Source organism: Streptomyces katrae, assembly GCF_000966975.1.
GTDB classification, from domain to species: Bacteria; Actinomycetota; Actinomycetes; order Streptomycetales; family Streptomycetaceae; genus Streptomyces; species Streptomyces katrae.
The window spans coordinates 1-11,754 of sequence record NZ_JZWV01000695.1; the positions used below are offsets into that span (position 1 = coordinate 1).

At 71.0% G+C, this 11,754-nt stretch carries 8 protein-coding genes; 1 reads left to right on the top strand and 7 read right to left on the bottom strand.

Going from position 1 to position 11,754, the window contains the following annotated elements:
• Positions 1-37: 37 nt before the first annotated feature.
• From VR44_RS24210 to VR44_RS24240, 7 genes are all read right to left on the bottom strand, one after another.
• Positions 38-625, bottom strand: a complete 588-nt coding sequence (locus VR44_RS24210) for a TetR/AcrR family transcriptional regulator (RefSeq protein WP_045949697.1) — start codon at positions 623-625, stop codon at positions 38-40.
• 107 nt (positions 626-732) lie between these two features.
• Entirely contained in the window at positions 733-2,322 is a 1,590-nt protein-coding gene (gene serA / locus VR44_RS24215) for a phosphoglycerate dehydrogenase (protein WP_045949698.1), read from the bottom strand.
• 308 nt (positions 2,323-2,630) lie between these two features.
• Positions 2,631-3,632: a ketol-acid reductoisomerase gene (gene ilvC / locus VR44_RS24220; protein WP_045949699.1), complete on the bottom strand. Its 1,002-nt coding sequence runs from the start codon at positions 3,630-3,632 to the stop codon at positions 2,631-2,633.
• Positions 3,633-3,758: 126 nt separating this feature from the next.
• Positions 3,759-4,283 (bottom strand): acetolactate synthase small subunit, encoded by a 525-nt coding sequence (ilvN, locus tag VR44_RS24225; protein ID WP_042816067.1) that lies wholly within the window; start codon positions 4,281-4,283, stop codon positions 3,759-3,761.
• Between the two features lie 32 nt (positions 4,284-4,315).
• Positions 4,316-6,202, bottom strand: coding sequence for an acetolactate synthase large subunit (locus VR44_RS24230; protein ID WP_045949700.1), 1,887 nt, complete (start codon positions 6,200-6,202; stop codon positions 4,316-4,318).
• 227 nt (positions 6,203-6,429) lie between these two features.
• Positions 6,430-9,309, bottom strand: a complete 2,880-nt coding sequence (locus VR44_RS24235; protein ID WP_045949701.1) for a putative bifunctional diguanylate cyclase/phosphodiesterase — start codon at positions 9,307-9,309, stop codon at positions 6,430-6,432.
• 280 nt (positions 9,310-9,589) lie between these two features.
• Positions 9,590-10,537 carry a 2-hydroxyacid dehydrogenase gene (locus VR44_RS24240; protein ID WP_045949702.1) on the bottom strand — a complete coding sequence of 316 codons (948 nt, stop codon included), beginning with the start codon at positions 10,535-10,537 and terminating at the stop codon, positions 9,590-9,592.
• Positions 10,538-10,622: 85 nt separating this feature from the next.
• On the opposite strand from VR44_RS24240, the gene VR44_RS24245 reads away from it, so the two are divergent.
• Positions 10,623-11,630 carry an aldo/keto reductase gene (locus tag VR44_RS24245; RefSeq protein WP_045949703.1) on the top strand — a complete coding sequence of 336 codons (1,008 nt, stop codon included), beginning with the start codon at positions 10,623-10,625 and terminating at the stop codon, positions 11,628-11,630.
• Positions 11,631-11,754: the final 124 nt, after the last annotated feature.

Here is an 11,754-nt window from a genome sequence, read left to right on the forward strand (position 1 = left end):
GGCGAAGGCCGGCCCGCGCCCCCGTACGGCCGAGCCGCTAACCCGCCGTCCGCGGCGCGCCCGTGATCCCCTCGGCGAGCCTGCGCAGCCCCTCCGTGAACTCCTCGCCCGACGGGGCGGCGGACGGGTCGAACAGCCACTGGATCATCAGGCCGTTGAGCAGGGCCTGGTAGACCGCCCCGAGCGTGCGCTCGTCGCGATCGGTCAGCTGCTCCTCGGGGGTTCCGGTCATCATCGAGACCAGGCCCCGGCGGCCCTCCAGCTGTGAGGCGGCCAGCATGGACTTCAGCTCCGGCTTCTGGTCCCGGCTCAGCGCGACCTCCAGGCTGGCCGCCCAGACCGGGCCGGCCGCGGTGTGCTCGGCGACGACCCCGTCCCACAGCGCCCGGTGCCGCTCCAGGGAGCCCTCCGCCCCTTCGAGCCCGGCCTGCCGGCCCTCGCCCCACTCCTCGATCAGGGCGATGAACGCCTGGGTGAGCAGCGCGTCCTTGGAGCCGTAGTGGTAGCCGATGGACGCCAGGTTGGTCCCGGAGGCACTGACGATGTCGCGCGCGGTGGTCCGTACGAACCCCTTCTCGGCCAGGCACTTCTTGGCGCCCTCGAGCAGATCTTCACGGTGTCCCATGACGCCACGGTATCAAGACATCCGTTTAATACGAACGTCTATGGAGGGTCCGCGCGAAAGGGCCCGGGGTGTGCGCCCCGGGCCCTTCACCGTCAAGGACGAGACGGTCAGACGAGGTTGACCGTACGGGCCGAAGCGGCGCCGATCTCCGCCGAGATGGCCGCGAGGACCTCCACCGGGACCTCGGCGTCGACCGTGAGGACGACGAGCGCCTCGCCGCCCTCCGAGGCGCGGGCCACCTGCATGCCGGCGATGTTCAGACCGGCCTCGCCCAGCAGCAGGCCGACCTTGCCGACCACGCCCGGACGGTCGGTGTAGCGGAGCACGATCATGTGGTCGGCCAGGGCCAGGTCCACGTCGTACTCGCCCACGCCGACGATCTTCTGAAGGTGCTTCGGGCCCGCGAGCGTGCCGGAGACCGACACCTCCTGGCCGTCCGCCAGGGTGCCGCGGACGGTCACCACGTTGCGGTGGTCCGGCGACTCCGAGCTGGTGGTCAGACGCACCTCGACACCGCGCTCCTGCGCGAACAGCGGGGCGTTGACGTAGGAGACCGTCTCGTCGACGACGTCCTCGAAGACACCCTTGAGGGCGGAGAGTTCGAGCACCTTGACGTCGTGCTGGGTGATCTCGCCGCAGACCTCGACGTCGAGGCGGACCGCGACCTCGCCCGCGAGGGCGGTGAAGATGCGGCCGAGCTTCTCGGCGAGCGGCAGGCCGGGGCGCACGTCCTCGGCGATGACGCCGCCCTGGACGTTGACCGCGTCCGGTACGAGCTCACCGGCGAGGGCGAGACGCACCGACTTGGCGACCGCGATGCCGGCCTTCTCCTGGGCCTCGTCCGTGGACGCGCCGAGGTGCGGGGTGCAGACGACCTGGTCGAGCTCGAACAGCGGGGAGTCCGTGCAGGGCTCCTTCGCGTACACGTCGAGGCCGGCGCCGGCGACCCGGCCCTCCTTGATGGCCGAGTACAGCGCGGCCTCGTCCACGATCCCGCCGCGGGCGGCGTTGACGATGCGGACGGACGGCTTGACCTTGCGCAGGGCCTCGTCCCCGATGAGACCGAGGGTCTCGGGGGTCTTGGGCAGGTGCACGGTGATGAAGTCGGCGACCTCGAGCAGCTCGTCCAGCGTCAGCATCTTGACGCCCATCTGGGCGGCGCGCGCGGGCTGCACGTAGGGGTCGTACGCGACGACCTTCATGCCGAAGGCCGACATGCGCTGGGCGACCAGGACACCGATGCGGCCGAGGCCCACGACGCCGAGGGTCTTCTCGCTGAGCTCGACGCCCGTGTACTTGCTCCGCTTCCACTCGCCGTTCTTCAGGGCGGTGTTGGCCTGCGGGATGTTGCGGGCGGTGGCGACGAGCAGGCCGCAGGCGAGCTCGGCGGCGGTGACGATGTTGGAGGTCGGGGCGTTCACGACCATCACGCCGGCCTTGGTGGCGGCGGAGACGTCCACGTTGTCGAGGCCCACACCGGCGCGGGCGACGACCTTCAGCTTCTTGGCGGCGGCGATGGCCTCGGCGTCCACCTTGGTGGCGGAGCGGACGAGAATGGCGTCGACATCGACGATCGCGGGCAGCAGCTCTGCGCGGTCGGCGCCGTTGACGTGCCGGATCTCGAAGTCCGGGCCGAGCGCGTCCACCGTGGCGGGCGACAGCTCTTCGGCGATGAGTACGACAGGTTTCGAGCTCACGTGGGTCCTCACAAGTCCAGTGCGGACGGCCGTCCCGACGGCCGCATGCGGTGGAGGGGGTAGCCGCGTGGAAGACGCACGACACTGTGGGCCTGACGCGTTGTGTTGAGCAGTGTAGTGGCGGTTCCCGCGCGGAATTCCGCCTGTACGGAAGGATCACCCGTCCGTGATTGGCCGGGGTGGACAAGCCGCACGTTTCAGGGTCTACATTCCGTCGAATTTTCCGGCCGGACCACGACGGAGGGGACGGCCGGGGCGGAAGCGCGGCGGGGCCGGGACTGAGTGTCCCGGCCCCGCCGTGCACGAGATCAGCTCTCGTCGCTGTCGACCCAGCTCATCAGCTTGCGCAGCTTCTTGCCGGTGGTCTCGAGCAGGTGGGCCTCGTCGGCCTTCTTGTACTCGTTGTACTTCGGCAGGCCCGCCTTGTACTCGGCCATCCAGGTGTTGGCGAACTCGCCGCTCTGGATCTCGGCGAGGACCTTCTTCATCTCGGCCTTGGTGGCGTCGGTGATGATGCGGGGGCCGGTGATGTAGTCGCCCCACTCGGCGGTCTCGGAGACCGACCAGCGCATCTTCTCCAGGCCGCCCTCGTACATGAGGTCCACGATGAGCTTCAGCTCGTGCAGGCACTCGAAGTACGCGATCTCCGGCTGGTAGCCGGCCTCGGTCAGGGTCTCGAAACCGGCCTTGACCAGGGCGGAGGCGCCACCGCAGAGGACGGCCTGCTCACCGAACAGGTCGGTCTCGGTCTCCTCGGTGAAGGTGGTCTTGATGACGCCGGCGCGGGTGCCGCCGATGCCGGCCGCGTACGACAGGGCCAGGGCGAAGGCGTTGCCCGAGAAGTCCTGCTCGACGGCGGCGATACACGGAACGCCGCGGCCCTCCTCGTACTGGCGGCGGACCAGGTGGCCCGGGCCCTTCGGGGCGACCAGGGCGACGTCCACGTTGGCCGGGGGCTTGATGAAGCCGTAGCGGACGTTGAAGCCGTGGCCGAAGAAGAGCGCGTCGCCCTCCTTCAGGTGGTCCTTGATGGAGGCCTCGTAGATCTCGGCCTGCAGCGGGTCCGGCGTCAGGATCATGATGACGTTCGCCCACTCGGCGGCCTCCGCCACGGGGAGGACCTTCAGGCCCTGCTCCTCGGCCTTGGCCTTGGACTTCGAGCCCTCCTTGAGGCCGACGACGACGTCGACGCCGGAGTCACGGAGCGACAGCGCGTGGGCGTGGCCCTGGCTGCCGTAACCGATGACCGCGACCTTGCGGCCCTGGATGATGGACAGGTCGGCGTCGTTCTCGTAGAACAGCTCGGCCACTGGGATATCTCCTTGGTGCGCTGATGTTGCACCCACCGTACGGCGGGGAACGGATGAAGAGTTTGTCGGTCTCGCCATGCGAACCGGGCGTGTCCCGCCCGGTCCAGGCGTGGCGTCAGGCGTGTGTCAGGCGCTGCGCTCGAGGGAGCGCAGGCTGCGGTCCGTGATGGACCGGCCGCCGCGCCCTATGGCGATGGTGCCGGACTGCACCAGTTCCTTGATGCCGAAGGGCTCCAGCATCTTGAGCATGGCGCTGAGCTTGTCGCTGCCGCCGGTGGCCTCGATGGTGACGGCCTCCGGGGAGACGTCCACGGTCTTGGCGCGGAACAGCTGGACGATCTCGACGATCTGCGAGCGCGTCTCGTTGTCGGCGCGGACCTTCACCAGAACGAGTTCGCGTTCGATGGCGTTCGACGGCTCCAGCTCGACGATCTTGAGCACGTTGACCAGCTTGTTGAGCTGCTTGGTCACCTGCTCCAGCGGGAGGTCCTCCACGTTCACAACGATGGTGATGCGGGAGATGTCGGGGTGCTCGGTGACACCGACCGCGAGCGAGTCGATGTTGAACCCGCGGCGGGAGAACAGGGCGGCGATCCGGGCGAGGATGCCGGGGGTGTTCTCGACCAGGACCGAGAGCGTGTGCTTGGACATGTGAGTCGTTCTCTCTCTCAGGCTCTCTCGGCTCAGTCGTCTTCGTTGTCGCCGAAGTCGGGGCGGACGCCCCGGGCTGCCATGACCTCGTCGTTGGAGGTGCCGGCGGCGACCATCGGCCACACCATGGCGTCCTCGTGGACGATGAAGTCGATCACGACCGGGCGGTCGTTGATCGCGTTGGCCTCGGCGATGACCTTGTCCAGGTCCGCCGGGTCCTCGCAGCGCAGGGCGACGCAGCCCATGGCCTCGGACAGCTTGACGAAGTCCGGGACGCGGGTGCCCTGGCGGGGGGCGACGGACTCGCCGAGCTGGGAGCCCACCGTGTCGTGGCCGGTCTCGTCCGCGTGCAGGACGGTGTTGGAGTAGCGCTGGTTGTAGAACAGCGTCTGCCACTGGCGGACCATGCCGAGGGCGCCGTTGTTGATGATGGCGACCTTGATCGGGATGTTGTTCAGCGCACAGGTGGCCAGTTCCTGATTGGTCATCTGGAAGCAGCCGTCGCCGTCGATCGCCCAGACCGCGCGGTCCGGCATGCCGACCTTGGCGCCCATCGCGGCGGGGACCGCGTAGCCCATGGTTCCGGCGCCGCCGGAGTTCAGCCAGGTGCGGGGCTCCTCGTACTTCACGAAGTGGGAGGCCCACATCTGGTGCTGGCCGACGCCGGCCGTGAAGATCGTGCCCTGCGGGGCGAGCGCGCCGATCCGCTCGATGACCTGCTGCGGGGAGAGCGAGCCGTCCTCGGGCAGGTCGTAGCCCAGGGGGTAGGTCTCGCGCCAGCGGTTGAGGTCCTTCCACCAGGCGGTGTAGTCGCCCGCGTGGCCGTCGTTGTGCTCGGCCTGGACCGCCTGGATGAGGTCGGCGATGACCTCACGGGCGTCGCCCACGATCGGGACGTCGACCTCGCGGTTCTTGCCGATCTCGGCCGGGTCGATGTCCGCGTGGATGACCTTGGCGAAGGGGGCGAAGCTGTCCAGCTTGCCGGTGACGCGGTCGTCGAAGCGGGTGCCGAGGGCGATCAGCAGGTCCGACTTCTGGAGGGCGGTGACACCGGTGACGGAGCCGTGCATGCCCGGCATGCCGACGTGCAGCGGGTGGCTGTCGGGGAAGGAGCCCAGGGCCATCAGGGTGGTGCAGACCGGGACGCCGGTCAGCTCGGCGAGGACCTTCAGCTCGGCCGTGGCACCGGACTTCATGACGCCGCCGCCGACGTACAGGACCGGGCGCTTGGCCTGGACGATGAGCTTGGCGGCCTCGCGGATCTGCTTGGCGTGCGGCTTGGTGACCGGCCGGTAGCCGGGCAGGTCCATGGCCGGCGGCCAGGAGAAGGTGGTCTTGGCCTGGAGGGCGTCCTTGGCGATGTCGACCAGGACCGGGCCGGGACGGCCGCTGGCGGCGATGTGGAAGGCCTCGGCGATGGTCTTCGCGATGTCCCCGGCCTTGGTGACCAGGAAGTTGTGCTTGGTGATCGGCATGGTGATGCCGACGATGTCCGCCTCCTGGAAGGCGTCGGTGCCGATCGCCTTGGAGGAGACCTGGCCGGTGATCGCGACCAGCGGGACGGAGTCCATGTGGGCGTCCGCGATCGGGGTGACCAGGTTGGTGGCGCCCGGGCCGGAGGTGGCCATGCACACGCCGACCTTGCCGGTGGCCTGGGCGTAGCCGGTGGCGGCGTGGCCGGCCCCCTGCTCGTGGCGGACCAGGATGTGACGGACCTTCTTGCTGTCCATCATCGGGTCGTACGCCGGAAGGATGCAGCCGCCCGGGATGCCGAAGACGGTGTCGCACCCCACCTCTTCGAGAGAGCGGATGAGGGACTGCGCGCCCGTGACGTGCTCAACTGCGGTGGGCTGCTGCCCACCCGTACGGGGCCGCGGCTGCGGATGGTGGGCCCCGGAGGCCTGCTCGGTCATCGGCATTCTCTTCTCGAAGCTGAGGGTTTTACGAGGAGCGGGGGTGCCCCGGTTCTCGTCCGGGTGCGTGTGCCAGTGCAACAAAAAACCCCTCGTGCCAGGTGGCAAGCGAGGGGAGCGCGTCGGCGGTGTGGAGCGGGGACATGCAGGTCCCAGCTTCAGCCGACGCGCTTTCCAAGTACGAGAATTCGGGTGCGCATGGCATTGACCCTCCCTCCGGGGGGAGGGTGGTGTCAAGCGGGTGGGACGGGCGTCTCATTATTTGAGCCTCTACGGATGACCATCGAGCCACCGGACGAGCCGCCGGCCAAGGCGGGCTGGGCCGTACCGCCCGGTACTGGGAACGTACCTCTCACGAGCGCGCGGCGCAGCCTGTATTCGTCGAGGGGGCCGGAAAACGCCATTCCCTGCCCGTGGGTGCAGCCCATGGCGCGCAGGGCCATGACCTGCTCGGGGAGGTCCACCCCGTCGGCCACGGACTGCATCCCCAGGTCGTTTGCAATGCGCAACAATCCTGCGGTGATCTTGTGCAGGCGGGCGGACTCCACGACGCCCTCGACGAGGCCCCGGTCCAGCTTGAGCAGGTCCACCGGGAGCCGGCGGAGGGCGCTGATGGCCGCGTAGCCGCTGCCGAAGCCGTCGAGGGCGATCCTTACGCCGAGCCGGTGCAGGGCCGTCAGTCGGCGCTCCAGCTCGTCGAAGGGGACTCTGGGGTCCGAGGCGGCGAGTTCGAGGACGAGGCCGCCGGAGGGCAGCCCGTGCCGGCCGAGGAGGGCCTCCACGGAGCCGCTGGGCACGGAGTGGTCGAGGAGCCGCTGGGCGGTCATCCGTACGACCACCGGTACGTCGTGACCCGCGAGATGGCGCTCGGCGGCCTCCGCCACGGCCTCCTCGAGGAGCCATCGGCCCAGTTCGGCGCCGCGGGAGGGATCGGCCCCGCCTCCCGGCCCGCCCTCGCTGTGTTCGGCCACCCGGAGGAACTCGGCCGGGGTGAACAGGATCCCCTGGGCGGAGCGCCAGCGGGCCTGCGCGGCGACCCCGGTGATCTCGCCGTCGGCCAGGGAGACCACGGGCTGGTGCAGCAGGGCGAACTCGCCCTCGTGCAGCGCGGTGCGCAGCTTTCCGGCCAGCTCGGCCTTGCGGACCACCTCGGCCTGCATCTGGGGCGCGTACAGCTCGACGCGGTCCTTGCCGCCGGCCTTGGCGCGGTACATCGCGAGGTCGGCGTTGCGCATCAGGTCCGAAGGGGTGATGCCGGGGTCGGCGAAGGCGACGCCGATGCTGGCGGCCACCCGCACCTCGCTGCCGGCGATGCGGTAGGGCTGGGAGAGGGTGGTGCGGAGCCGGTCGGCGATGTCGTGGACCTGGTACTCGCGGGCGCTGCGGTCGCGGCTGCCGTCGCCGAGGATGAGGGCGGCGAACTCGTCACCGCCGAGCCGGGCGGCGGTGTCCCCGGCCCGGACGGCGTCCTGGAGGCGGCGGGCGGCCTCGATGAGCAGTTCGTCGCCCGCCTGGTGGCCGATGGTGTCGTTGACGGCCTTGAATCCGTCGAGGTCGATGAAGAGGACGGCGGTGCTGTGGTCACCGGCGCGGCGGCCGGTGAGGGCCTGGCGGACGCGGCGGGTGAACAGGGCCCGGTTGGGCAGGTCGGTGAGCGGATCGTGCTCGGCGCTGTGCTGGAGCTGGGCCTGGAGGCGGACCCGCTCGGTGACGTCCCGGCTGTTGAGGATGAGTCCGCCCTGGTGCCGGTTGACGGTGGACTCCACGTTGAGCCATTCCCCGCCGCCCGATTTGAACCGGCATTCGATGCGGGTGGTGGGCTCCTCGGCGGGCGGGGCGGCCAGGAAGCGGCGTACCTCGTGGACCACGCGGCCGAGGTCGTCGGGGTGGATGAGGGCGGCCAGTTCGGTGCCGACCAGCTCCTCCGCCTCGCGGCCGTAGACCCCGGCGGCGGCGGGGCTGACGTAGCGCAGGGTTCCGGTGGGCGCGGCGATCATGATGACGTCGCTGGAGCCCTGGACCAGGGAGCGGAAGTGGTTCTCCTTCTGTGCCAGCTCCTGGGTCAGGGCGATGTTGTCGAGGAGCATGATGCCCTGCCGGACGACGAGGGCGAGGACGACCGTGCAGCCGGTGAAGACCACCATCCGGTCGACCTTCCGTCCGTCCACCACGTTGTAGAGGATGCCCAGGGTGCAGACCGCGGCCGCGAGGTACGGGGTGAGGGCCGGGAGCGAGCCGGTGATGGGGCGGCTGTGCGGGCGGTCGGCGCGGGGGGGCACGGGGCGCGGGAGCGGCTCCGGGCGGCGGCCGGCGGCCCAGGGGGCGTAGGCCAGCAGGAGGGAGCCCGCGAACCAGCCCGCGTCGAGGATCTCCCCGGAGCGGTAGGTGGTGTTGAGCAGCGGTGAGGTGAAGAGGGCGTCGCTCAGGACGGTCAGTGCGAGGGCCGCGATGGCCGTGTTGATCGCCGAGCGGTTGTTGGCCGAGCGCCGGAAGTGCAGGACCAGCACCATCGAGACCAGGGCGATGTCGAGGAGCGGGTAGGCGAGGGAGAGCGCGGCGCGCGGGACGCTGCCGGGAGCCCCGGACTGGGCGGTGCGCGCGGCGTTGGCGAGGGCGAGGCTCCAGGAGAGGGTCAGCAGGGAGCCGCCGATGAGCCAGGAGTCGAGCGCGAGGCAGACCCATCCGGCGCGGGTGACCGGGCGTTTGGCGAGGACGAGCAGGCCCACGATGGCGGGCGGGGCGAAGCAGAGGAAGGCGAAGTCCGCGAGCGAGGGCTCGGGCACCTTCTGGTCGAGGAGCACCTCGTACCAGCCCCAGACGCCGTTCCCCAGGGCCCCCATGAGCGAGGAGAACGCGAACATCAGCCAGGCGGGGCGCTCGCGCCGGTCGATCGCGCGGGCGTAGTGGTAGCAGGAGACGGCGGCCAGCAGACCGGCGGTACTGAGCCCGAAGTCGCCCATGATCTTGGCGAGTTCTTCCGAGCCCCAGCCGAGGGCGGCCCCGACGGCGTAGCCGCCGCTGACCACCGCGAGGAGGAGTTGCGCCCCCAGACCCCTGCCCCCGCCGCCGGCGACCGGCTGCCGGGTCAGCAGCGCCGCCCCCGGGGCGCTCACCGGTCCCCCTCGCAGGCTGGTTCCGGCGCGGTCCAGTCCCGGCACCGTCGCTTCCGGCGGCCCTGCCGCATCGGATCCTTCGTCCATTGGCCGTGCATCGCCCGTCGCCCCCCAAAGTGTCCGATCACCCCAGCGCCAGACGTACGTGGCGCAGCCCCTTGTTCCGGACGATACACCACTTTCGTCACTCAGCGACATAGCTTCTCTACTCTCCGTGACCACCGGGGGCCGTGCGGCAACTGCTCGCATACGTATGGACGCGGAGAGTGTGCGGTCTGGTTCAGTCCGTGATCAGAACGGTGTTCTCGACCGGCTCCCCGGCGGCGAAACGGGTCAGCTGACGGGCCACGAGGCGCTTCGCGCGGGGCTCGAACGCCGAGCTGCTGCCGCCCACGTGAGGCGTGATCAGGACGTTCGGGGCGTGCCACAGCGGGTGGCCCGGGGGCAGCGGTTCCGGGTCGGTGACGTCGAGGGCGGCGCGCAGCCGGCCGGACTCCAGTTCGGCCAGCAGGGACTTGGTGTCGGCGACGGGCCCGCGCGAGACGTTCACCAGCAGGGCTCCGTCCTTCATCCGGCCGAGGAAGGCGGCGCCCGCCAGGCCCCGGGTGTCCTCGGTCAGCGGGGTGGAGAGGATGACCACATCCGCCTCCGGGAGGAGGACCGGGAGGTCGCCGAGGGCGTGCACCGGTCCATGGGGCGCGGTGCGGGCCGAACGCGCGACGCGGGTGATCCGCCCGCACTCGAAGGGCAGCAGCCGGTCCTCGATGGCCGCGCCGATCGCCCCGTAGCCGACGATCAGGACGGACTTGTCGGCGAGGGCCTCGTAGAAGCCTCCGCGCCAGTCCTCGCGGTCCTGGCCGCGCACCATGCCGGGGATGCCGCGCAGGGAGGCGAGGGTGAGGGTGAGGGCGAGCTCGGCGGTGCTGGCCTCGTGGACGCCGCGTGCGTTGCACAGCCGGACTCCGGGGCGCAGGTGGCCGAGGCCGGGCAGGACGTGGTCGATGCCGGCGGTGAGGGTCTGCACGACGCGGAGGCCGGGCATGGCCGGGAGCGGCCGCAGGGTGACCTCCTGGGACTTCATGTACGGGGTGACGTAGAAGACGCAGGCCGCCGGGTCCGCCGGGAACTCCTCCTCGCCGTCCCACTGTCGGTAGCTGAAGGAGTCGGGGAGGCCGTCGATCTCCCCGGGCGGGAAGGGGAGCCAGACGTCCGCGGTCGTTGCAGTCATGATCCCGAGGCTATGCGAAGGGAACGTGATCAAGCCGTTAGTTTGAGGGCCGGACCGGGACCGGGCCGGGAGGGGGGACGCAGGGGTGGAGCGCAGGTCGATCGGGTCGGGACCGCTGACGGTGGGGGCCATCGGGCTCGGCTGCATGCCGATGAGCTGGGCCTACGCGCCGTCGCGCCGCCGGGGCGAGGAGTCGCTGCGGACCCTGCACACGGCGCTGGACCTGGGGGCGAACCTGCTGGACACGGCCGATCTGTACGGGCCGTTCACCAATGAGCTGGCGGTGGGGCGGGTGCTGCGCGAGCGGCGGGCCGAGGCCTTCGTGTCGGCCAAGGTGGGGCTGCGGGCGGGTGAGGGGCACGTGGTGGCCGACGGGCGGCCGGAGTACGTGCGGCGGGCGTGCGACGCCTCGCTGCGGCGGCTGCGGACGGACGTCATAGACCTGTACCAGCTGCACCGGGTGGACCCGGAGGTCCCGGTGGAGGAGACCTGGGGGGCCATGGCGGAGCTGGTGCAGGCGGGGAAGGTGCGGGCGCTGGGGTTCTGCGCGCTGGGCGCGGGGGCCGGGCCGGGTGCGGGGCGGCGCGGGGACCGGGAGTACCGCTCGACGCTGCGGTACCTGGAGCGGGCGCAGCAGGTGTTCCCGGTGACGGCGGTGCAGGCGGAGCTTTCGGTGTGGTCGCCGGAGGCGGCGTGGCAACTGCTGCCGTGGTGTGCGGCGCGGGGGGTGGGGATGCTGGCGGCGATGCCGCTGGGCAGCGGGTTCCTGACCGGGACGCTGACGCCGGGGCAGGGGTTCGAGGAGGCGGACGTGCGGGCCCGGCACCCGCGGTTCACGGCGCACGCGATGGCCTCGAACCAGGTGCTGGTGGCCGAGCTTCGGCGGGTGGCCCGGCGGCACGGGCCGGAGGTGACGGCGGCGCAGGTGGCGCTGGCGTGGGTGCTGGCGCAGGGGCCGCACGTGGTGCCCGTGCCGGGGGCGGGCCGGGCGCGCTGGGCGGCGGAGAACGCGCGGGCGGCGGAGGTGCGGCTCACGGCCGGGGAGCTGGCGGGGTTCGCGGCGCTGCCGGCGACGGTGGGGGCCTGGGACTGAGTCGGGACTGAGCCCTGGACGTTCCCTCCCGGGACGGCCGCCACAACCACTCGATCGGGTGTACGACTGGTGGAACTTGGGCACCCGCCGGATCTGTTGGGTCTTGTGAAGGGCAGGACTGGAG

What these genes read in the sequence shown, in the direction of transcription:
- VR44_RS24230 (WP_045949700.1), bottom strand. Translation starts at nt 6,202, where the DNA reads ATGCCGATGACCGAGCAGGCCTCCGGGGCCCACCATCCGCAGCCGCGG.
- VR44_RS24210 (WP_045949697.1), bottom strand. Translation starts at nt 625, where the DNA reads ATGGGACACCGTGAAGATCTGCTCGAGGGCGCCAAGAAGTGCCTGGCC.
- VR44_RS24240 (WP_045949702.1), bottom strand. Translation starts at nt 10,537, where the DNA reads ATGACTGCAACGACCGCGGACGTCTGGCTCCCCTTCCCGCCCGGGGAG.
- ilvN (WP_042816067.1), bottom strand. Translation starts at nt 4,283, where the DNA reads ATGTCCAAGCACACGCTCTCGGTCCTGGTCGAGAACACCCCCGGCATC.